General features: G+C 63.1%; 20 protein-coding genes and 1 riboswitch. Of the genes, 7 read left to right on the forward strand and 13 right to left on the reverse strand.

The features are described from left to right. Nucleotides 1-129 precede the first annotated feature (129 nt). Nucleotides 130-1,032, reverse strand: a complete 903-nt coding sequence (locus CXR25_RS14410) for a LysR family transcriptional regulator (protein WP_009883856.1) — start codon at nt 1,030-1,032, stop codon at nt 130-132. Nucleotides 1,033-1,258: 226 nt separating this feature from the next. Between CXR25_RS14410 and CXR25_RS14415 the strand changes: the two genes are divergently transcribed. Beyond that, a complete protein-coding gene (locus CXR25_RS14415; protein WP_096145973.1) occupies nt 1,259-2,059 on the forward strand; it encodes a LysE family translocator in 801 nt (266 codons plus the stop codon). Nucleotides 2,060-2,205: 146 nt separating this feature from the next. On the opposite strand, the gene CXR25_RS14420 is transcribed toward CXR25_RS14415, so the two are convergent. From CXR25_RS14420 to panB, 3 genes are all read right to left on the reverse strand, one after another. Next, complete coding sequence (locus CXR25_RS14420) at nt 2,206-3,753, reverse strand: mechanosensitive ion channel (RefSeq protein WP_241212336.1); 1,548 nt, start codon at nt 3,751-3,753, stop codon at nt 2,206-2,208. Nucleotides 3,754-4,102: 349 nt separating this feature from the next. Next, nucleotides 4,103-4,954, reverse strand: a complete 852-nt coding sequence (panC, locus tag CXR25_RS14425) for a pantoate--beta-alanine ligase (RefSeq protein ID WP_009884991.1) — start codon at nt 4,952-4,954, stop codon at nt 4,103-4,105. Continuing rightward, complete coding sequence (gene panB, locus CXR25_RS14430; protein ID WP_009884992.1) at nt 4,954-5,892, reverse strand: 3-methyl-2-oxobutanoate hydroxymethyltransferase; 939 nt, start codon at nt 5,890-5,892, stop codon at nt 4,954-4,956. The genes panC and panB overlap by 1 nt, the downstream gene beginning before the upstream one ends. A gap of 306 nt (nt 5,893-6,198) precedes the next feature. Here panB and nadA point away from each other — a divergent pair, with 306 nt between their 5' ends. The 4 genes from nadA to CXR25_RS14450 are packed head-to-tail and all read left to right on the forward strand — an operon-like array spanning nt 6,199 to nt 11,326. Further along, nucleotides 6,199-7,482, forward strand: a complete 1,284-nt coding sequence (nadA, locus tag CXR25_RS14435) for a quinolinate synthase NadA (protein WP_101584437.1) — start codon at nt 6,199-6,201, stop codon at nt 7,480-7,482. 7 nt (nt 7,483-7,489) lie between these two features. After that, nucleotides 7,490-9,193, forward strand: a complete 1,704-nt coding sequence (gene nadB, locus CXR25_RS14440; protein ID WP_125240716.1) for an L-aspartate oxidase — start codon at nt 7,490-7,492, stop codon at nt 9,191-9,193. Continuing rightward, entirely contained in the window at nt 9,187-10,110 is a 924-nt protein-coding gene (gene nadC, locus CXR25_RS14445) for a carboxylating nicotinate-nucleotide diphosphorylase (RefSeq protein ID WP_125240717.1), read from the forward strand. The genes nadB and nadC overlap by 7 nt, the downstream gene beginning before the upstream one ends. A gap of 1 nt (nt 10,111) precedes the next feature. Beyond that, entirely contained in the window at nt 10,112-11,326 is a 1,215-nt protein-coding gene (locus CXR25_RS14450; protein ID WP_096145966.1) for a cysteine desulfurase family protein, read from the forward strand. 49 nt (nt 11,327-11,375) lie between these two features. Here the strand turns inward: CXR25_RS14450 and CXR25_RS14455 are convergent, their stop codons facing one another. Beyond that, nucleotides 11,376-13,223 carry a DUF222 domain-containing protein gene (locus CXR25_RS14455; protein WP_125240718.1) on the reverse strand — a complete coding sequence of 616 codons (1,848 nt, stop codon included), beginning with the start codon at nt 13,221-13,223 and terminating at the stop codon, nt 11,376-11,378. A 376-nt stretch (nt 13,224-13,599) separates the two neighbouring features. Here CXR25_RS14455 and CXR25_RS14460 point away from each other — a divergent pair, with 376 nt between their 5' ends. Continuing rightward, entirely contained in the window at nt 13,600-13,815 is a 216-nt protein-coding gene (locus tag CXR25_RS14460; protein WP_125188133.1) for a hypothetical protein, read from the forward strand. A 71-nt stretch (nt 13,816-13,886) separates the two neighbouring features. Then, complete coding sequence (locus CXR25_RS14465) at nt 13,887-14,420, forward strand: DUF1648 domain-containing protein (protein ID WP_240518528.1); 534 nt, start codon at nt 13,887-13,889, stop codon at nt 14,418-14,420. Between the two features lie 3 nt (nt 14,421-14,423). Here the strand turns inward: CXR25_RS14465 and CXR25_RS14470 are convergent, their stop codons facing one another. From CXR25_RS14470 to CXR25_RS14505, 8 genes are all read right to left on the reverse strand, one after another. Then, nucleotides 14,424-15,155: a TenA family protein gene (locus CXR25_RS14470; protein ID WP_009884999.1), complete on the reverse strand. Its 732-nt coding sequence runs from the start codon at nt 15,153-15,155 to the stop codon at nt 14,424-14,426. Between the two features lie 94 nt (nt 15,156-15,249). Further along, nucleotides 15,250-16,116: a bifunctional hydroxymethylpyrimidine kinase/phosphomethylpyrimidine kinase gene (gene thiD, locus CXR25_RS14475; protein WP_096157395.1), complete on the reverse strand. Its 867-nt coding sequence runs from the start codon at nt 16,114-16,116 to the stop codon at nt 15,250-15,252. After that, nucleotides 16,113-16,853, reverse strand: a complete 741-nt coding sequence (thiE, locus tag CXR25_RS14480; RefSeq protein WP_096157396.1) for a thiamine phosphate synthase — start codon at nt 16,851-16,853, stop codon at nt 16,113-16,115. Before thiE ends, thiD begins: the two co-directional genes overlap by 4 nt. Beyond that, a complete protein-coding gene (gene thiM / locus CXR25_RS14485; protein WP_125240719.1) occupies nt 16,850-17,716 on the reverse strand; it encodes a hydroxyethylthiazole kinase in 867 nt (288 codons plus the stop codon). Before thiM ends, thiE begins: the two co-directional genes overlap by 4 nt. Further along, nucleotides 17,704-17,807: riboswitch (TPP riboswitch) on the reverse strand. (Overlaps the previous gene by 13 nt.) 250 nt (nt 17,808-18,057) lie before the next feature. After that, the gene (locus CXR25_RS14490) at nt 18,058-19,269 is read right to left on the reverse strand and encodes a sugar ABC transporter permease (protein WP_009885003.1); all 1,212 of its coding nucleotides are present in this window, start codon (nt 19,267-19,269) and stop codon (nt 18,058-18,060) included. Further along, nucleotides 19,266-20,090 (reverse strand): ATP-binding cassette domain-containing protein, encoded by an 825-nt coding sequence (locus tag CXR25_RS14495; protein WP_069600707.1) that lies wholly within the window; start codon nt 20,088-20,090, stop codon nt 19,266-19,268. The genes CXR25_RS14490 and CXR25_RS14495 overlap by 4 nt, the downstream gene beginning before the upstream one ends. Nucleotides 20,091-20,110: 20 nt before the next feature. Further along, a complete protein-coding gene (locus tag CXR25_RS14500; RefSeq protein ID WP_069600708.1) occupies nt 20,111-21,205 on the reverse strand; it encodes a substrate-binding domain-containing protein in 1,095 nt (364 codons plus the stop codon). A 119-nt stretch (nt 21,206-21,324) separates the two neighbouring features. Continuing rightward, the gene (locus CXR25_RS14505; protein WP_009883549.1) at nt 21,325-22,347 is read right to left on the reverse strand and encodes a LacI family DNA-binding transcriptional regulator; all 1,023 of its coding nucleotides are present in this window, start codon (nt 22,345-22,347) and stop codon (nt 21,325-21,327) included. Between the last annotated feature and the right edge of the window lie 137 nt (nt 22,348-22,484).

Genomic DNA, 22,484 nt, shown 5'->3' on the forward strand with positions numbered 1-22,484 from the left:
GGGACTCAGCTCACTATGAGGAACACCGCGTCTCCCCTGTCAGAACCAGCTGGAGATCGCTTGGAACCAGCTGACGATCGCTTGGGATCAGACGAAGATTGCTTGGGATCGGTCGCAGCCGACGGCCACTCAGCGGGACAGGTAGTCGGCCACCACCGCCTCGGCGGCGGTGACGAAGGAGCGCACGTGCGGCAGATGCGCCTCGCGCTCACGCACGTGCATGACGACGCGGCGCACAGGTGTGGGGTCGGTGAGGCCGACAGCGGTCAGTCCAGGGCGCAGCTGAGCCGACGACAGACGCGGCAGAACGGTGATGGCCAGGTTCGAGGCGACGAGGGCGAGGGCGGCGAACTCGTCTTCGGAGGCCGCGAAGGTCCGTGGCTCGAAACCGGCGGCGGCGCAGGCGAGGTCGACGACCTTGCTGGTCGGGCCCGCCCACAGGTCGTAGTCGACCCACCGCTGGTCTGCGAGGTCCTTGAAGGGGACGGACTCGAGGCTGGCGAATTGGTGCCTGTCCGAGACCACGACTCTGTAGTCATCGTCGAAGAGGACAGTGCGCGTCATTCCGGGCAGGTGGACCTCATCGTCCTGGGGCACTTCGCTGCGGATCTCGATCGTGCAGTGGCTGCGGCGAACCTTGGCCGGCTCATTGAGTTGGATGTCGAAGCGCATATCCGGGTGTTCGAGTGCGACCGGCTCGATGATCCCTGGCAGCAGCCCCGCATTGAACGAGGTGAAAGCCGCGATGCGCATCCGGGGTCGGTTCACGGTGCGGAAGCTCTCCACAAGGGTGTCGAGCCTGCTCAGGCCGGTGAAGACATCGGAGGATTCCTCGGCCAGGCGTTTGCCCAGGTCGGTGATCTCGATGCCGCGCCCTGATCTGCGGTAGAGGGGGACACCGACGGCCTTCTGCAGGTTCGTGATGTGCTGGCTGACCGTGGCCGATGTGTAGTTGAGGCTCTTGGCGGCGTCGACGACGGAGCCGGTGGCGACGACGGCCCGCCAGATGCGCAGTCGGTTGAGATCCCACATGTGCTCAGGTTAGCCGATGATCGTTCGGTGATGCCGAATGGTCGTTAGCAAATGATTGCTTTTCCCAATGTGTTATCTCGGGCTGTCCTGCGGCAGACTTGAGTCAGAGCCCTTCGCGCCCGACTCAGAGTGATTCGCGGCGACCATCCCGGGCCGTCATCGTGCAGCGTCGCATTTGCCACTCCGACCAGGCCACCCGCCTGGTCGCTGTCCTTGAAGGAGCACCATGACCGGAGCCGAGCTCATCACCATCGCCGGAGCCGCGACCGTCCTTGCCGTCACGCCCGGCCCCGAGACGATCCTCACCGTTCGCCTCTCGGCCCTGCGCCGCAAGGCCGGGCTGATCTATTCACTCGGCTCGGCCACCGGAATGACGGTGTGGATGATCGCGGCGCTGACCGGAATCTCCGCACTGCTCACCACGTTCCCTTCGGCTCTGCTCGTCCTCAAGGTCGTCGGTGGACTCTACCTGTGCTTCCTCGGCGTCCTGGCTGCTCGGCAGGCTCTGCGGATCCGGGCCGAACTGCGTGGGACTCCCCCGCGCGGACAGGTCAGTGAGATCGCGGCAGCCACCGATGATCTCGTCGTCAGCGAGGCAGTCGATACCGGCGCCGAGGTGGGTGCCGGCGACGTGGTGAGTGACGGTGCCGTGGTGGGTACCGGCACCGGAATCGACACCGGATCCGAGGTCAACGCTGCACCCGGTGGGAAGAAATCCTGGGGTCAGCTGCGCTCGGTCATCTCGTATCGTCGGGGTCTGATCTCGTCGTTGAGCAACCCGAAGGCGGGGCTGTTCTTCCTCGCCGTCATGCCGACTCTGGTGCCGTCCTCAGCCGCTGGCGCCGACTACCTGCTGCTGGTATCGGTCGTGATCGGGCTGATGCTGGCCTACCAGATCCTTCTCGCCTTCATCGCCGGCATGGCAGCTGCCGCCCTGCAGAGGAGAAGCACCGACTTCTACATCGAGGCCGTCTCCGCCGTGGTCCTCGTGGTCATGGGCATCGCCGTCATCGCCATCCCGGTGTAACAGCAGGTCTGGATAAAAGCAGCTCTGCAGAGAAGCTGTTCTGTAGAGAAGCTGTTCTGTCGAGAAGCGCAGCCAGAAGCTGCCGAAACATGAAGGTGCGGGCCGGGGTAAGTTACCCCGGCCCGCACCTTCTTCATGTCGCCTGGTCAGCTGGCAGGCGGTACGGGACCGCTGCCTCCTGAACCACCGCCTGCAGGACCACTGCCTGCGGGACCACCGAGCGGACCGTCGTCCCCGGTGCTGGCGCCACCGTGTCCGGTGCTGCCGACTCCGCCGGTTCCGATTCCGCTGTTTCCACTACCTGCAGTATTGGTGCTGCCTGCGGTGTTGGCGTTGCCTGCAGTGTTGGTGCTGCCAGCCGGACTGCCGGCTCCACTGTCGTTGTCGACTGCGGTTTCGACCTCGGCTTCAACCTTGTTGAGCATATTGGCGGCGGCATCGCGTCCACCGAGACCGAAGGCCAGCGCAGCTGCTGCGGCTCCGCCGATGACCACTGCACCGAAGGCCAGGTTGATGATCGAATCAGCCAGTCCCATGTAGCGCAGGCCCATCGCGATGAAGAGTGCGATGGCCGAGTAGCGCAGCACCTTGCTCGCCACATTGTTCGTGATGAACTTGCCGATCAGTACCGCAATGAGGAATCCAGCGGCGATGATGGCGGCGCCGAAGAGGACGCTGCCGCCGAGGTCGAGGATCTCGTTGAGTATGTTCGTAATCTCGGGGAAGCCGAGCATACGAGTGGCCATGATGGCGAAGAAGATCATGATCGCAACCTGCACGATCTTGGTGATCACGCTCGAGGCACTGGTGCCCTCAGGAACGATTCCGATCGAATCGACTGCCCGATCCGTACCGACTCCGCGCAGAACCTCTTCGAGGAGGTTGCCGAGGAACTTCGCGATGACCCCGCCGATGGCCAGCAGGATGCCGGCCGCGATGATGGCAGGAATGGCGCTGAGGAAGAGCTCCAGCATCTGCTGTGCCGGCTGCGAGATGGCCGCAATGCCCAGAACCTGGAGTGCAGAGATCGAGACCACGATGATGATGATTCCGAAGACGAGGTTGCCGGCAAGAGACGAGACCTTGGCGTTCGCCTCAGCGTTGGGATTCCCGGCGCCGGGGTGACCCTGCTGTCCGGGGTGACCCTGCTGTGGCTGTCCCGGGTGGCCCTGCTGACCCGGATGTCCGGGCTGCTGTCCTGGGTGACCCTGCTGGGGCTGTCCATAGGCTGCCTGCTGGGAGTTGATGTTGTTCTGCTGCGGGCCGGTGCCGGTAGCCGACTCTGCCAGGCCCGTGGCGCGGTCACCGAGGGAGCTGAACTTCGACGTCAGCTTTGTCAGATCGACGGCGTTGAGTGCGGTCTGAACCAGCTGCTTGGCGATCTTGGCGAAGATGAAGCCGATGAAGAAGATGAAGCCTGCGCCGATGATGTTGGGCAGGAACCCGAAGATTCCGTCGAGCAGTCCCTGCAGCGGGCTGAGGACCTGGTCGAGGTTGAACAGCTGCAGTACGGCGATGAGCCCGAGCAGCCAGATGATCAGGCTGCCGATCTGACCGATCGACTTCCCGATCTGGCGTCCGTCGCTTCCGTCACGCTGCAGTGCCGGTATCTTCGTCACCAATTTCCCGATCGCCCATTTGACGATCGAGGCAAGTATCCATGTGACGATAAGTATGAGAATTGCCAGTCCCACTTTCGCAAGAACTGACCACAAGTCCGACATTTGCATTTCCGTCATCTCCTTCATCTGCAGCGAATGAACACTCGAATTCGTAGCGAATGAACACTCCTATTTTCGCTGTTGCTGATTTGGAGTCTATTCACAACGGACACTCAGAACAAGGCTTTTTGACAGGTGAGAATCGAATGATGGCGCAAATGAAGATGTCTGCAGAAACCCGTCCATAGACGTATTTCAGTGACTTAACATTTCTTTCATAAACTGGTCACGATTCGGTGTCGAAGGAGAAATATCGGCGGCATTCTTCAATACCGCCAGCGGAATTTCGCTGCCTTATCCGACCAGCAATTCAACTCGAATTTCACACAGAGCGGTGGAATTCCAGTGGCACATTGTCGATGAGATGAGTCCCTCCGACGGTGGCAGAGACGAGCAGCAGACCCTGCCCTTCGAAGTCCTGTGCGCACGGCCGGAAGGTCGTCGCATCAACGAGGCCGAGGTAGCCCAATTCGAGATCCCCTCGCTCAGCGGCGGCCTGAAGAACCGCTTCCGCTGCGGCTTCGACACCCACTGGCGATCCGTCGGAGGCTGCCTGCGCTCCCGCATCCAAAGCACGAGGTATGGCCAATGCGGCGACACGATCGGCAGGTGCGAGATATTCATTGCGACTCGACATGGCAAGACCGTCGTCGTCGCGGACGACAGGCAGGCCGATCAGCTCGATATCGAAGTTGAGGTCGGAGATCAGGCGCTTGACCAGGCAGAACTGCTGAATGTCCTTGAGTCCGAACACCGCGGAGTCCGGTGCCGTCAGGGTGAAGAGCTTAGCCACGACAGTGAGAACCCCGTCGAAATGTCCGGGCCTGGCAGCGCCTTCGTATACTGCTCCCATCCGTCCGGATGACACGGTGACCTCGGGTGCAGACGGGTACATCTCCCCCAGCGCCGGGGCGAAGACGAAGTCCACTCCGGCGGCCTCGCAGACTTCCAAGTCAGCCTCGAACGGCCGCGGGTATTGGAAGAAGTCCTCGTCGGTGCCGAACTGCAGCGGGTTCACGAAGATGCTCGTCACGACCGAATCTCCCGATTCCCGGGCCCGGTCCATCAGTGCCTGATGCCCAGAGTGCAGGGCACCCATCGTCGGTACGAGTGACACGGTGCCCGACTGCCGCTTCCGCCAGGCGCGCAGGGCCTGGATTCCACCGACCTCCATCACTCGAAACTCCGCTCCGGCTCGGGGAATGCGCCGCTCTTAACCTCATCGACGTAGCGACCGACAGCGTCGCTGAGCACCGAATGCAGGTCGGCATACCGTTTGACGAACCGTGGCGCTTTGCCGGTCCGCAGACCGGCCATGTCCTGCCAGACGAGCACCTGGGCGTCGCAGTCGGCACCGGCACCGATCCCCACAGTCGGGATCGTCATCTCCGCCGTCACCTGCCCAGCCAACCCGGCTGGAACCATCTCCATGACCACAGAGAATGCCCCCGCCTCGGCGACGGCACGAGCATCGGCCAGCAGCGCATCACCGGCATCCCCACGACCCTGAACCTTGTACCCGCCGAGGTTGTGCTCGGCCTGGGGCGTGAACCCGATGTGGGCCATCACCGGAATGCCTGCCGTCGTGATCGCCTTGATCCTCGAGGCCACGGCCACTCCCCCTTCGAGCTTGACCGCGTGGACGCCGGCTTCCTTCATGAAGCGCACGGCCGTCGCGACCGCCTGCTCATCGGAGATCTCATAGCTGCCGAAGGGAAGGTCTGCGACGATCAGCGCCCGAGAGGTGGCACTGGAGACCGCTCGCGCCAGCGGGATGAGCTCATCGACGGTGACGGGCAGTGTGGTCTCGTGGCCGTAGACATTGTTCGCCGCGGAATCGCCGACCAGCAGCACCTCGACGCCGGCCTGCTCGAACAGTGCGGCCGTGTACTGGTCGTAGCTGGTCAGCATCGCCCAGCGCCGGCCCTGTGTCTTGGCTTTGATGAGGTCCAGAGTCCGCACCCGCCGAGGTGGTGCCGCAGCCGCACCGGCAGCAGCAGTGGATGCGGGGCCGCTCCCATAGGGCGGAGTCATCTCGGGCTGGTCGGATGTGGAGTTCTCAGGCTGTGCAGGTGCGGGTCGATCTGGTGTCGGACTATCGGGCAGGGGCATGGGCATCCTCTTCGGTCGGCCTTCGTCTGGTTGGCAACGCTGCGACAGCGCCGCATATGCGCAAGTCGGCGGCAGGCTGTGGTGCCGGCCGAATCGCGCGAGTTCACGTTCGGGTCGACTCGGATTGCGAGCCAGTTTCCAGACTAGATCATCGACCCTGGTCCGCCGCACGGTGGTGTTTTACATTACGAGCAATGATGATTAAGCTCAAATCTGCGCAAAACTTTTCCGGGAGCTTACCGCTCTGCTCCGGGAGCGCGCTGACCTGTTCCACGGGCGCGCCGCTCCACTCTGCGAAGGACGATGATGACCACAACAGCCTCGATCGAGCTCACCCTCAAGGACATCTCCGCGAAGGGCAAGAACGACGAAATGTGTTCGACCGACCTCATCGATGCCCCGTGGGACGTCGACGCCAAGCCTGGCTATGGGCCCGGCGCTTCGATGGACGATTCGATTCCCGTCTCAGCCCCACGCCAGGGTGAGATCCCCGCTGAGTACCGGGATGCCTCGGCGGACGAGCTCAATGACCGGATCATCCGCGCCAAGGAGAAGCTCGGCGACCGGGTCGTCATCCTCGGCCACCACTATCAGCGCGTCGAGGTCGTCGAGCACGCGGATTACATCGGCGACTCGTTCATGCTCGCCAAGGCTGCCCAGAATCATCCCGAGGCCGAGGCGATCGTCTTCTGCGGCGTCCATTTCATGGCCGAGACCGCTGACCTGCTCTCCACACCCGAACAGTCGGTCATCCTGCCCAACCTCGCGGCCGGTTGCTCGATGGCTGATATGGCCGACATCGACCAGGTCGAGGACTGCTGGGAACAGCTGACCGATCTGTTGGGTGACGAGCCTGATGCTGACGGCAAGGTGCCCGTCATCCCGGTGACCTACATGAATTCCTCGGCCGCGATCAAGGGATTCTGCGGCCGCAACGGCGGCATCGTGTGCACCTCCTCCAACGCCGAGGTGGTCCTTGAGTGGGCCTTCGAGCGCGGTCAGCGTGTGCTCTTCTTCCCCGACCAGCACCTGGGCCGCAACACCGCTCTGAACATGGGCATCGACATCGAGGCCATGCCACTGTGGAACCCGGCTCGACCCCTGGGCAACAACTCCCCCAGCACCATCGAGGACTCGAAGGTCATCCTGTGGCAGGGATTCTGCTCGGTGCACAAGCGCTTCACCCCCGCACAGATCGACAAGGCACGCGTCGATCACCCCGATGTGCGCGTCATCGTCCACCCCGAGTGCCCACAGGAAACCGTGGCCGCCGCCGATGAGTCCGGGTCGACGGCCTACATCACGAAGGCCATCGCCGAGGCGACCGAACCGACCACGTTCGCCATCGGCACCGAGATCAACCTCGTTCAGCGGCTGGCGGCCGAGCATCCCGAGCACACCATCTTCTGCCTCGATCCCGTCGTGTGCCCGTGCTCGACGATGTACCGGATCCACCCCGGCTACATCGCCTGGGTCCTCGAATCGCTGCTCGACGGCACCGTGATCAATCAGATCTCCGTCGACGCCGAGGTGGCCGATCCGGCCCGTGTATCCCTGGAGCGGATGCTCGCCGCGAAGCCGCGGATCTGAGCGGCTCGTGAGTCACGTACTCATCATCGGCTCCGGCATCGCCGGGCTGACCACCGCTCTGCGGCTGGCCGGCAGACACGAGGTCACCGTGGTGACCAAAGACGGTGTGGGCGAGTCGAATACGGCCATGGCCCAGGGCGGAATCGCCGGAGTGCTCGCAGCCGATGACACCGTCGAAGCCCACGTCGCCGACACCCTGGTCGCCGGTACCGGGCTCGGCGATGAGGCCGCCGTCCGCGTGCTGTGTACCGAGGGCCCTGACCGAATCCTCGAGCTTGCGGCCGCAGGTGTCGACTTCGACTGCGACAGGACCGGTGAATGGTCGCGCGGCCTGGAGGGCGCGCATTCGATTCCGCGCATCCTCCATGCCGGAGGCGACGCCACCGGCAAAGCGATCATCGAGGCGCTGACGAACGCACTTCGTGCCGCAGTCGCTGCCGGCAGGGTCCGATTGCTCGAGCACACGATGCTTCTCGACCTGGTCACCGCACCTACGGGGCCTTCGGAGGCTACGGGTCCTGCAGGTTCTGCGGTTCCTACGGGGCCGGCGGGGTCTGTGGTTCCTACGGGGCCGGCGGGGTCTCCAGCGAGACACACGAGCAGGTGCACCGGAGTGTCGCTGCTGCGCAACGGAGTCCACGAATTCCTCGCGGCCGATGCAGTGATCCTGGCGACAGGTGGGGCGGGTCAGCTCTACGCCCACACGACGAATCCTGAAGGCGCAACCGGCGATGGACTGGCCGCCGCGATCCGTGCAGGCGCCGCCGTGTCCGACATGGAGTTCTACCAATTCCATCCCACCGCGTTGGCCGGATCCGGGTTCCTCATCTCCGAGGCGGTCCGTGGCGCCGGAGCTCTCCTCCTCGACGCGAACGGTCACCGGTTCATGCCAGACATCGATCGCCGAGGTGAGCTGGCGCCCCGTGATGTCGTGGCCTTGGCGATCCACCGGAGAATGGCCGAACAGAATGGTCTCCCCTGCTATCTCGATGCCCGATCTGTTCCCGAAGTCGTGACTCACTTTCCCAGCATCGCCCGCGGCCTGGCTGCTCATGGTTTCGATCTGGCCGCCGATCTCATCCCGGTCACACCGGCCGCCCACTACTTCATGGGCGGCATCAACACTGACCTGGACGGACGCACCAACATCGCAGGACTCTTCGCCGTCGGCGAGGTCGCCTGCAGCGGTGTGCACGGTGCCAACCGTCTGGCCTCGAACTCCCTGCTCGAGGGAGCCGTCTTCGGAGCCCGCGCGGCCGAGGCGATTGCGACGGAGTTCGAAACGCGAACGGGGCCGATACCGGAACCGAGCCGAGCATCGCATTCGGCGACGGCAGCGTCGTTGTCGTTGTCGACGAAACTCGGTTCGTCCTCCAACCGGATCTCCCGTGAGGAACTCCAAGAACTCGCGTGGACCCACCTCGGCGTGGAACGAGAGGGACACGGACTGCGCACCGTGCTCGACCGCCTCGGCGAGGGTAGGCTGCTCGTCGCTGATGTTGAACCTGCCGAACTCCGCGAAGGATTCGAGACTGCGAATCTTGCGCATATTGCGCGATACATCGCGGCTCAGGCCCTCGCCAGGCAGGAGAGTCGAGGTGCCCACACCCGCACCGACTTCCCCACGTCCGGCGCACTGTCGACGCGACGGCCCGAATCCGTCGACCTCATGTCCACCTCTTCCCTGCTTCAGGAGGCCGCCTCATGCTGAGCGCCACGACCATCAACTCCGCTCTCCGTCTCGCTCTCGACGAGGACGCACCGTGGGGCGACATCACCGGTGAGACGTTCATCCCGGCCACCGCCTCGGCGACGGCGAAGCTGAGCGCACGCGAGGCCGGAGTCCTTGCTGGAATCGATGTGTTCGCTCGTGCCTTCACCCTTGTCGACCCGAGCGTCGATGTGGATCTGACCAGCGCCGATGGCAATGCCTTCGCAGCTGGTGACACGTTGGCGACAGTGTCGGGCCCCGCCCGAGCAGTCCTGCGAGCCGAGCGGATCGCACTGAACTTCTGCCAGCGGATGAGCGGAATCGCGACTCAGACCAGAGCCTTCGTCGATGCAGCATCGTCGAATTCCGCAGGCACGAACACGGACGGTCGTGGTGTGCGCATCGTCGACACCCGGAAAACCACACCAGGCCTGCGGGCCTTTGAGAAGCACGCGGTGGTCTGCGGCGGTGGGCACAACCACCGGTTCGGACTCTCGGACGCGGTCATGGTCAAGGACAATCACCTGGCCGTCCTCGCAGATGAGGGGGCAGATGTAGCGGCCGCGATCCGCTCGGCTCGGGACCGACTGTCGCATACGACGACGATTGAGGTTGAGGTCGATCGCCTCGCGCAGATCCAGGCGGTACTCGACGGCGGCGCCGACATCATCATGCTCGACAATTTCTCCCTGGCAGATCTGCGTGCCGGCGTGGAGCTCATCGCCGGACGAGCGATCGTCGAGGCCAGCGGAAATGTCTCTCTCGAGACCGTCGGTGATATCGCCGCCACCGGAGTCGACGTCATCTCCTCCGGGGCACTGACTCACAGTGTCCGCGCGATCGACCTGGGACTCGACCTGGACCTGACAGCCGAGGTCGGCGGAGTTGAGTCCGACAGCAGTGTGGGGCTGAGCTGAGATGGGACTCGAACAGGAGCCAGAGGCGAAGGCACCGCTCTACCTCGACACTGCTTCGGCGGCACCCGTGCGCAGGGAGGCACTCGAGGCGGCCTGGCCATATCTGACTGGTGCGTTCGGCAATCCTTCGAGCCATCATGAGGTCGGCCGCACCTCGGCAGACGCGCTCAAGGACGCGCGTAGACGAGTGGCGAAGGTACTCGGCATGCGCAGCACCGACATCGTCTTCACCAGCGGCGGTACCGAATCCGACAATCTTGCGATCATCGGTATCGCTCTCGGGGCTCTAGCCGATGGCGATGCTGACCCCGGTGCAGGACCGGACGCTCCGCCACCTCGGCGACATATCGTGACCTCTGCTCTGGAACATGAGGCGGTACTTGCTGCGACGGATTTCCTGGCTCGTCGGCACGGGTTCGAGATCACAGTGGTGCCCGTCGGACCCGATGGCACGATCGCGGTTGAGGCACTCCGTTCGGCACTGCGCGAGGACACGCTCCTGGTCAGCCTGGGGTATGTGAACAACGAGATCGGCACGGTCGCCGATATCGCAGCCCTGGCCAAGGTTGCTCACGATGCTGGCGCACTGTTCCACACCGATGCCGTGCAGGCTGCGGGTTGGCTCCCGCTGAGCGGACTCGGCGTCGATGCCATGAGCCTGGCCGGGCACAAGGTCGGTGCGCCGAAAGGTATCGGAGTCGCTGCAATTCGCGCACGGATCCCGCTTGAACCGCTTATCCACGGTGGCGGTCAGGAGTCTGGGCGTCGATCGGGGACGGAGAACGTTGCCCTTGCCGTCGCGTTTGCCACCGCGTTGGAACTCGCCGAGGCGGAGCGAGTTGAGATCGCTGACCGTGTCCTGGCCATCCGGGATGATTTCATCGCAGAGGTGCTGACCACGGTCTCCGGAGCGTTCCTCACAGGCAGTGACTGCTCGCGAACTCCGAATCATGCTTCGTTCTGTTTCTCAGGGACCAGTGGTGAGGCCGTACTGCTCGAACTTGAACGCCTGGGCGTCACTGCTTCGAGTGGTTCCGCCTGCGCCGTCGGGTCAGATGAACCATCGCATGTGCTCACCGCGCTAGGTATTGCTGATGATGTCGCGAAGACGAGTGTGCGCTTTACTTTCCCAGCAAGCTTCACCGCCGAGGAGGGGCGTCGGGCAGCGCATTCCGTATCTGCTGCGGTGAAGAATTTGGCTCTCAGTTACACCTGAGCGTCCTGAGCGTCCCCAGCGGTCTGAGCAGACTGAGCGGCCTGAGCGGTCATTCGTCGAAGAGTGTGTCGATGACTTCTTGAGCCACGAACCTCGCATGCAATATCGGCCGCCTCGCCGGATCAATCGATGCCGGAGGTACCCACGCGGGTCTACCGTCTTTGAGCATCACTGTCTCCCAGTCCGATCTGTCCAGAAGGTGGTGATGGGCAGAACAACTCAACGTCATATTATTGACATCCGTTCGACCTTCTTGTGCCCACTCAACAATATGGTGGGCATCGCACCATCCCGGCGGTGCATCACATCCCGGGAACGTACATCCTTGATCACGTGCTGTCAGGACCGCGATCTGTTTCGCATTCGCGAACCGATTCTCCGTGACCACCTGCATCGTCTTCGCCTTCTCCGAAATGAGTTCGAAGAACACCGCCCCGTTGAGGCCATTGCGAGCCAGTTCGCTGATCGGGACCGGGTTCTCAGTACCTGTGGTGCCGGTACCGGTTCCGTTCGCGAGGTCTTCGGCCTTCGCGGTGACGACTAACGCGTATTGTGCGCCTTGGCCGGTACGAGTCATGTCGATCCTGGAGATGAGAGTCGCGAAGCGTTCGTAAATCCACTCCTGAGCACTCAACCTCTGCCCGGTCATGTCGACGAGGGTGCCGTCTTCTAAGACACCCGACTCGCTCACATCCGATGCGCTGTTGTCGCTGCTGTTGCTGGTGTTGTTTGCGATTTTGGTTCGCGCTGTCAGCAGCCCGTTGAGTTGCCCGCCCGTGACGGGGTCAAGGAGACCGGCAAGTTCCCAGTCACCGTTGTCACGGGCATGCATGGTGACCTTGTACATGGACCGGTCTGTGGCATCGATGGGTTCTTGCCCATCGGGATCAATATGGGCCAGGATCCGAGCGAAGATCGCACGCAGGTCATGGACCCGCACACTGGGTGCCTTCTCCACGAGTGTTGTTTCGGCATAGTCGCGATTGGCTTGGGTGGTCCAGGTGGGTAGTTTCTTCAAGCAGTCCTTGATGACCGTGGCCTGATCAGCCGAAAGCCTGCCTTCGTTGAAGGCATCAGCGACCGTGGGAAACAGCGGTGCTTGTGGCTGCCCTGTCAGAGTCACCCGTCCGCCGAGGTTTTTGGCCATGTCGGTGCGGCGGTTGGCTTCGCGGCTGGTGATGTTCAACCTGTCCTGGATAAGTGCCTTCGTTGTTTTAGCACCATAATCAGTCGGTGTTCCCACTCGTTCACACACAGCCAACGCCAGAGTCGACAGGGCTTCATTGACTCGGTTCAGGGCTTCGAGTCCGTCGATGAGTGTGATCGCATCATCAGGACCCATCAACCGATCAAAGGTCCGCAGCCCGTCCTTGAGCCCGCTGAGTGCGGTGAGGCTGGTCGTGACTTCGGGAGCGAAGCGTGAGAGGTCTGTCCATTCCTCGCTCGAGAGAAGCGGGTGAGGACTCGGAGTACTCGAACCAGTTTCGGTCGGGCCAGGCTTACCTGAACCATCGGCTGCCGGTGCGGTGCTGGCCACGGCGGAGTCATCGCCGGGCGCTGCTTCATGAGCGTCTTCGGGCACCGCTTCATGAACGTCGCCGGTCGCGCCATCATCGGTGGATTCCGCACCCTCGGCTGTTGGCTCTACGGCCTCGTTCGCCGTATCGGGTTCACCGGTGGGTACGGCGGCAAGTGCTTCGAAGGTTTTGGCGAGGGGGTGACCGGTGAGGTCGAGGTTGGAGTCTTTGAGCTGGTCGAACAACGTCAGCTCATCATCAGAAGACACATCAGCTGCGTCTGGACCCGTGGCGGCATCACTGGAATCGGAGCGTGGGTCACGCTTTTCCGGGTTTCCTGGGGTGCGGTCGGGGGTGAGAGTCATGGTACTGAAGTCCATTCGCCAACATCGTCGTTGCTCTTCTTTCAATTATACATTTATTTTGACTATTTGCACCTTCTTTTTCGAATCTTGTTCGATCATGATTTGATTCTTGTACCTATTGATGGCCCATAAATCTTGGGATGTTTGCAACGCCCCAGGTCAGCATCCCTCCCATCGAACGCGGCACTACCAATACCCCAAGGTCGCCTCCGGCATAGTCGGGCAGAGATAGTTGCGGCTCCGTCCCCTCACAGGCATTCACTCGCGAGCATTCACACGCGCGGAAGCGTAAATGGCATGCAGGCCACTTGTTGCCAGGTGGCCCTATCTTTCTTTTCGAGCCGGGAGGAAAATGGAGACATGCATTCGATACGGGTGTGAGGAGGCCGTCATGGATCTGCTGATTCTATTCATCATGGGTACGTGTTTCGCTACCGTCGTGTTCTTCGTCGGACGTTTTGCCTGTCCGCGACACGACCGAGTCCCCCTGATGGAAGTCGACCATGTGCTCCTGTGGACCACCCTGCGTCGCGGTTGGCATGCGATGGGCTCATTGGGACCCACACCTCCGGGCAGAAGCGGTCCATCAGGAAGCCATCCGGCCTGATCTCTCCCGACACCTGACACCCGGAAACGGGTGCCCTGCACTAGGCACCGGGCACCGGATAGCCTGGCAGTGTGCCTTCCTCAACGAGACCGAATCCGAGCCGGCGCCCTGGAACCGCTGCGTTGATCTTCGCAGCGGCGTCCCTGGCGGTGCTCATCTCTACCGCGTTCTGGGTTTGGTTCAATGCACCCGACCAGGTGCCGAGCCATTTCGGGGCAAACGGTCAACCTGACGACTGGGCGTCGAAGGGTGAGGTATTCGCGTGGCTCGTTCCTTTGGGAGTGGGACTCTCGGTGCTGCTCTCAATTCGCTCGATCTTTGAGAAGATGCCGCTCAGCCTCGTCAACATTCCGCACAAGGAGTACTGGATACAACGCGGCGAACGCGTCTATCTCTTCGACTGTCTGATGGAGTTCATGCGAATCACCGCTGGTGCCTGCGCTCTGCTGTTCGCCTTGTCTCTTGTGCAGACGCTCAGCGTCGGGTTAGGCAGATCGTGGCCGGAATCCCTTGTCTTCCTCCCGACCGGCATCTTCCTTGCCATCGTCGCAATCGCACTGTGGAATCTCTTCCGCCGTCTCAAACCAGACGTCACCAAAGACTAGTGCTCAGCTCTGCGGCACGAACACTCCTGCATCCCAGCCTTGGAGCGCATGGGCAGAGGCCCAGAAGTGGAGTTCGTACACACAGGCCTGCTCGAACGTGGCACGCATTCTTGCGGCCACCTCGGCGGGGGCATTGGTGAGTTCCTGTTCAAGCAGCTGTACGGCCTGCCGGGTCGACTCATCGAATTCAGGTGAGTCGTAGGTCTGGACCCAGGTGCGGTAGGGGTGGTCAGCACTCATCTGGCCGGCCCGTTCGACGAGGACCTTGCCCATGTGTGCGTAGACCCAGAAGCACGGCAGCACTCCGGCCACGCCTTCGCCATAGGAGCGGCTGGCAGCGGTGGCCACGAGGTAGGACACGTAGCCCAAGGTGGTGGGTGAGGCCTTGAAACCGGCTCCGCTGCTGACGAGTTCATCGTGGGACGCGGCCAGGCGAGAATCGGCGAGCAGCTCACCGTGCATCTCCTCTTCCACACTGATGGCCTCGGCTGCCGAACTGGCCCAGAATCGTGCTTCGTCCCGGTCGTTGGCTCCGGCGGCGAGGAAGGACATCGCCTTCGCGTAACCGGTGAGGTAGATGCCGTCTTGGATGATGTAGTTCGTGAAGGCCTTCACATCGAGGCTGCCCTCGGCGAGCTGGCCGAGGAAGGGCAGGCGCTCGATCTGTTCGACGATCGGGCGGACACGGTCCCACAGCTGAGTGGTCTGGGGGCCTGCGGAAAAGTCTGTCGTCATTGATATCTCCCTTGTTCAGGGGACCTCGGCGGTCCCACAGCGTCTTTGAGCGGTATTCGGATGGCAAGCCCATCCGGGTGTGTGACTGGTTGTTCTAACGGCGGACGATGTCGACCTGGTGGTCGACGGGTCCGTGAGCGCCCTTCGGATCGAAGCTGACCTGCCAGTTCGCGGCGGACTTCAGCGCCCGAGCCAGATAGTTCAGGGCATTGTCGACGGCTTCGTGGAGGAGATCCGAGCTCACATCGTCAACTGCACGTGCACGCTTGAGCACGGCCACCTCGGCGGTGATCGCGGCCGACAATGTGCACCCGGTTCCGTGCGTATTCGGTGTCTCCACTCGTGGGTGGGTGAACTCAGTGACCGTGCCTTCTGCGGTGACGAGAACGTCGGCGACATCGCCCTCGATCGCGTGCCCACCCTTGAGCAGCACCGCGCGCGGTCCGCGGTGGACGAGCTGTCTGGCCTGGACCAACATCTCCTGCGGGTTCTTCGCCACGGGCTCGTCGTCGCCGATCAGCAGCGCAGCTTCGGGCAGGTTCGGGGTGATGAGGTCGGAAACCGGGAGCAGGTGATCGCGGACGGCGGTCACGGCATCGACCTCGAGGAGGCGGTGCCCGGACGTCGCGACCATGACCGGGTCCACGGTGTAGAAGCCCAGCTGGCCCTGGGCCGCTCGTGCGACGACGAGTTCGACGAGGGAGCGTGAGCCGAGCATCCCCGATTTCGTGGCATCGACGGGCATATCGTTGAGCACACTGTCGAGCTGGTCGGAGACGAAGTCATCGTCGATTCCATAGACCCGCGAAACGCCGTGCGTGTTCTGCGCGACCAGAGCGGTGATGGCCGTGGTGCCCAGCACCCCGCGGGCCGTGAAGGTCTTGAGGTCGGCGTGGATGCCGGCTCCCCCACTGGGGTCGGTGCCTGCGATGGACAGTGCGATGGGTGGCCGTGTGGTCACTGAGCTGCCTCCACATGTCCGTCAACCGATGCCGCGAGTCCGTCGCCGAATTCCGCGAGCAGTTCTTCGGCTGCGGCACGCGGATCCTCGGCGCGGCAGATGGCAGAGACCACACAGATCCCGAGCAGACCGCGGCCCCTCAGTTCGGCGGCACGATCGGTGCTGATCCCTCCGATGGCAACCGCGGGAAGTCCCGCTTCACCCACAAGCTCGCCGAGGCGGTCGGGCCCGATCCCGTCGGGTGCGTCGGTTTTCGTCGTGGTGTCGTAGACGGGCCCGATGCCGACGAGGTCGACGACGCCGGATTCCCGGGCGGCTGCGAATTCGGTGCTGTTGGCCGCCGACAGCCCGAGCAGCGGTTCTGGGCCGATGAGTTCGCGTACTTCTTCGACCGGGGTGTCGGACTGTCCGACGTGAATGTGGACTTCTACTCCCTCGGCGAGGAGTCGCTGGGCGACCGCGACTCGGTCGTTGAGGACGATGGGGACACGACGGTTCGTGTCGACCAGAACGCTGTCGACGGCTGCGATGACCTCACGAGTCAACGTGTAGAACGCATCGTCGTCGATGTCCTTGTCGCGGACTTGCACGATCCCCACTCCCCCGCCCACAGCCTCGCGGACGGTATCGGCGACGCTGCGTCCAGCTTCGCGGCACTGTGCCGAATCGGTGACGAGGTAGAGCCGAGCGTCGATTCCGGCCAGGCGGGTGTTCGCCTCGGGAGACGAGGCGCTCATGACTGTGCTCCGTCGATCGCCTCGGCGTCGATCGCACTTGATTCGACCCTGTCTGATTCGACGTGGACCCCGGCCAGATCATCACCCGTGATCGTGTGCAGCGCATCGAGGAAGTTCACGGAGAAGCTGCCGGGTCCGCGTGCACCCTCGGCGGCGGTCTCACCGGCGACCTTGAAGTGAGCGTGGGCTGCGACCACGGCCTCGAACCTCGCCGAGGCGGTCGTTGCGCCCACGAGATACGCGGCGGTGACTGCGCCGAGAGAGCATCCGGTGCCGATGACCAGCGGCATAAAGGAGTGTCCCCCATCGAGGCGGGCGACATGGTCGGCCCCGTCGAAGTGAGCGACGATCGCGTCCTTGGGACCTGAGACGGCAACGATTGCTCCGGTGGACTTGGCCAGTTCGGCCGCGGCCGGAATCACCGCATCAACCTCGTCGGTGGAGTCCACTCCCCGACCACCCAGGCCCACTCCGGCCAGTGCCGCGATCTCGGAGGCGTTGCCACGGATGGCAGTGGGTGAAGAGTTCGCCGCGCGACGGATTCGTGTGGTCCGGAAGTCGACCGCCCCAATGCTCACCGGGTCGAGGACCCACGGCTTGGAGTCTGCATTGGCTGCGTCGATGGCGGCGTCAGCGGCAAGGAACTGCTGATTCGTGGCGGTGCCGAAGTTGACCAGCAGTCCGCTGGAGATGCGCGTGAACTGTGCGGCATCGGCCTCGTGGTCGAGCATCGCCGGGGCGGCACCGACGGCCAGGAGCACGTTGGCGCTGAATTGCTGCACAACGGTGTTCGTGATGCATTGGATGAGTGGATTGCTCGCACGCAGTCGTGCATTGGCAGAACGCAGGTCGAAGTCAACCATGACGATCCCTTCGCTAGTATGGCCCAGATCAGGTTCGATGGGTGTTCTCTCAGCCTCACGCGATCAACGTCAGGCACCCCATGTCATTGCCCACGACTGTATCAGCACGTCTGAAGTTGGGCGAAGCGGCAACGCTGAGGAGCGCGAGCGGAAACCTGAGAAGGGCAAACCGGAACCCGGGCCCACCTCGGCGCCTATATGCCAACACATCGAGCGGACCACTGATCATCGAGGGCACCAGTTGCAACTGGTACTTTCGACGCTCAGTGGTCCGCTCGATGAGCTTGCTTGGCGAGAGGGCGACCGGCGCTAACCGTGACCCTCGCTAACCCCGACGTTCGCTAACCCCGTCCGACGTACCTTTGTCCGCGGCGGCTCAGTGCGTCGATGACGACGGCCGTGAGCAGGACGAGCGCGGTGATGATCTGCTGTGCATCGGAGTTGAAGCCGATGAGGTAGAGACCGTTGTTGATCGCACCGACGACCAGGGCACCGAGTACGGCTGCCCAGGCTGTACCGCGACCACCGAAGAGCGAGGTGCCCCCGATGACCGCTGCGGCGATCGCGTTGAGCAGGTCCTGTGTGCTCACCAGCGTCGATCCCGCGTTGGTCGTCACACCGGTCTTGATGAAGCCGAACAATGCGGCCAGCACACCGGCGGCCATGAACACGCTGATGCGCACCCAAGTCACCCGAATGCCCGCACGTCTGGCGGCTTCGACCTTGCCGCCGACCGCGTAGATCGAGCGCCCGTACTTGGTCTTGCGCAGCACCAGATCGATGACGATCGCGATGACGATCATGAGGAAGAACGGCATCGCCAGACCGAAGTCCTGGTTGACCAGGATGAGGAACCCGAACACGACGACGGTGAGGATGGCAATGCGCACGATCACCGAGGTCCAGCTGGGACTGTCGAGTCCCTCGTTGTGACGGCGCAGCTTCGAGTAGATGATCCCCGCACCGAAGCCGATGACGGCGACTGCCCCGAATACGTAGGCCCAGATCGCCGGGAAGTAGAAGCTCGCAAAGTCGAAGGCGAAGGTGTCGGCCATCGACAGGTTCTTCTGCACGCCCAGAGTGGTCAACGTCAGCCCAGTGAACGCCAGCAACCCTGCCAAAGTGACCACGAAGGCCGGTATCCCGACCACCGCGAAGAACCAGCCCTGGATCGCGCCGACGACGAGACCCAATACCAGCATGATGACCAGTGCGATCAGAGGCGGAACCCCTTGCCTGACCACCAACACACCCAGCAGTGAGGCGGAGAGCCCACCCAATTGCGCCAGCGACAGGTCGATCTCGCCGAGGAGCAGGATCAGGTTGATGCCCAACGCCAGGATCGCGAGGAACGCGACCTGCGTGGACAGGTTGACCAGGTTGGCCGGTGAGATGAACTTGCTGTTCGCCGATTGGAAGACGATGACGATGACGATGAGCGCCAGAATCACCGGAAATGAGCCGAGCTGGCCCTCCTTGACTCGACGCACGAATGTCGCGAAGAACCCCTCGCTCGAAATGCGTTCGTCGGTGATGAACGAGTTGCGGGTCATCGGCGCTCACCCCTCCGGGTCGCTCGCTGAGTCACGACATTGTCGTTGGCTCCCGTGATCGCGGCGACCAGCACGTCCGTGCGCTCGTCACCGGGGAAGTCACCGGCATCCTTGCCCAAGCGCAGAACGTGGACGCGGTCGCACACGGCCTGCACATCGGCCATGTTGTGGCTGACCAAAAGCACTCCGAGGTCGCGTTCTCGCAGGCGCTCGATGAGGTTGAGCACCTCGGCGGTCTGTGCCACACCGAGCGCCGCCGTCGGCTCGTCCAACATCACGATCGATGGTTCGCCGAGGAGGGACCTGGCAATCGCGACCGTCTGACGTTGTCCGCCGGAGAGAGCCGCGATCGGCACCCTCACGCTGGGGATCTTGGCCGAGAGGCTGCGCAGCAGCTCCCAGGATTTGGCCTCCATGGTGACCTCGTCGAGAACACCGCCGCGGGTCTTCTCGTGGCCGAGGAACAGGTTGGCGACGACGTCGAGGTTCTCGCACAGCGAGAGGTCCTGGAAGACTGTCGCGACTCCCGCCTTCTGCGCGTCCTTCGGCGCCGCGAATTTCTGGGACCGCCCGCCCAGGATGATCTCACCTTCGTCGGCGCCGTGGACTCCGGCGATGACCTTGACCAGGGTGGATTTGCCCGCGCCGTTGTCGCCGACGAGTCCGACGACTTCGCCGCGGCCGATGGTCAGGTTGATATCGGTCAGTGCCTGGACCGCACCGAATCGTTTGTTGATCCCGCGCAGCTCGAGGACTGGTTCGGCTCCGGTCTCCGGCACCCGCGAGTTCGCGGGCGCCGGATCAGTGGGTTGAGAATTCATATGTTCCTACTCGCCGATTTCTACTTGACGCCGGCGTCTTCGCAGAGCTTCTTCACGTCTTTGGTGCAGATGTCTTCCGCCTTGATCTGATCACCGACGATGTCCTTGACGGTGTCCGTTGTGACGACCTTGGCTTCGACGAAGTCCGTCGGAGTGTCCTTGTAGGTTGTTCCAGCCTTCGGCTCCTCGCCTCCGGCCAGGGCGACGGCTGCCTTCGCAGCGAACTCCGCCTGTGGTGGGATCGACTTGTAGATCGTGGCGTACTGGTCACCCCTGAGGATGTTCTGCAGTCCGTCGACCTCAGCGTCCTGTCCGGTGACGACCGGCTTCACCTTGGCCTTCTTGGTGGCGGCGAGGACACCACCGGCAGTTCCATCATTGGCTGAGTAGATGGCGATCGGCTCTTTGTCCGCACTCTGCAGCTGGCCTTCGACCCACTGACGGGCATCGTCCGGGTTCCAATCGAGGGTGTCATGGCTTTCGGTGATGTCGACGCCGGCCTTCTTCAGGGTCTCCTCGGCGCCGGCCTTGAAGTCAGCGGCGTTCGGGTCCTTCGGATCTCCGTTGACCATCCACACCGGTCCCGACTTCGGGTCTTTGTCCTCGGCCTTGAGCCCGTCGAGGACGGCCTGGCCCTGCAGGTTGCCGATCTTCTTGTTGTCGAACGAGGTGTAGTAGTCCGCACCTTCGAAGAAGCGGTCATAGGCGATGACCGGGATCTTCTTGGCTTGAGCCTTCGACAGGGCCGAAGACACTGCCGAGGCATCGACCGGGTCGAGCACGATGGCGTCGACGCCTTCGGTCACCGCAGCCTCAAACTGCTGTTGCTGCTGCGTCGCGTCCTGGTTGGCGTTGCGGTATTCGACCTTCGCATCAGGGTTGGCTTCGGCGACGTACTTCTCGAAGTTCGGCTTGTCCAGCGATTCGTAGCGGGTGGTCTTGGACTCCGGGAGGAGCAGGGCGATGGTGACTTCACCGTCTCCACCCGAACCGCCACCGGATTCCTCATTGCCTTGGCCCTTCTGACTCCCACAGCCGCTGAGCGCAAGAGCGCCGATAGCAACCGAGGCGCCGAGGACGGCGAGCTTCTTCCGGGACTGCAGGTTGTGCCTCATTGTGAACCTTTCAATTTTTCTGACAACGTTGTCAGGCTGTTCAAAATAATGCGCCGATCCGGGGCCGGTGTCAACTGTTTCGGCGAAAAATTGTGATCGGAGTCTCTCTCCGAACAGCGTCACTTGTCCGGAGATTCCTCACCGCTTCCACGGGCGATCACATGGACTGGAACCCGAGCCGAACCTCGGCGAGGACCCCCTCCCGCCCCGGAACCGGGCGGATCCTGCAGACGTCGGACCGCCTCGGCGGCCATGGACTGCACATCACGGTCGATGACGGTCACGTCCAAGAGCTCCGCGGCGGGAAAATCGTCAATGCCCACCAGCGCCGGCCACTCATCGAGCCGGCGACAGGCATCGATGGCCCCCTGCGTCAGGGTCGCGGACAGGGTGATGAGCGCGCTGGGGGCGCTGCGCGATCCGAGCCAGGCGGCGACGACGTTCTTCGCGCTGGCCAGGTCGTGGGCGTCTTCGCGCATGTAAGCTCGCCATCCGACGTCCGAGCGCCCGGCGAAGGCCGATTGGATTCCGGCGAGTCTGGCGGTGGTGATGGGGCTCGTCGAGTGATCGCCGATGACGCCGAGGCTGATGTGCCCGTGGTTGAGGAGTTGAGTCGCGGCCAGTCGCCCGGCAAGCTCCTCATCACCGGCGATGAGGTCGACTCCGGGTCCTGCCGTCGACGGATCGAAGGACACGATCTGCACGTCAGCGCTTGCCGCATCAGCGTAGAACCGAGCGGCGTCCGGGTGCGATCGGATGACGCAGATGCCGGTCATGTCATTGGCCAGGCATTCGTCGAGGAAGCCGCGTTCACGGTCGGGGTCGTCGGCGGTGACCGTCACGACCGGGCGCAGTCCGATCCTGCTCAGCTCGGCCTCCAACAGGGTGAAGAGACGAGCCTGGAACGGGTCGTCCCCGTCGCTCATGACCACGCCGATGTAGGGAGATCTGCCACCGGCGCGCAGGCGCCTGGCCGTGGAATTGAGGCGGAATCCGAGCTCGGCGGCGGCGTCTTCGACCTTCTCGGCGGTCCGCGCGGCCACATGCTTTTCGCCGTTGAGCACCCGGGATGCGGTCTTGATGCTGACTCCTGCGCGCGAAGCGACCGTGGCCAGAGTCGGCCGATCGTTCTGCTTCGCCATGACCACACCTTTGAGTCGGGAATCCTACGGACCGCTTGCGGTCAGCGCGCAGGCGACCGATAGGAATGATGATAGCCGCTGGTGCTCACATGATCGCAGACCATCCGGCGATTCCGCCTTCACCCCACACCCGCGCC

Origin of the sequence: Brevibacterium aurantiacum (assembly GCF_003932995.1) — a bacterium.
Classification (GTDB): Bacteria; Actinomycetota; Actinomycetes; order Actinomycetales; family Brevibacteriaceae; genus Brevibacterium; species Brevibacterium aurantiacum.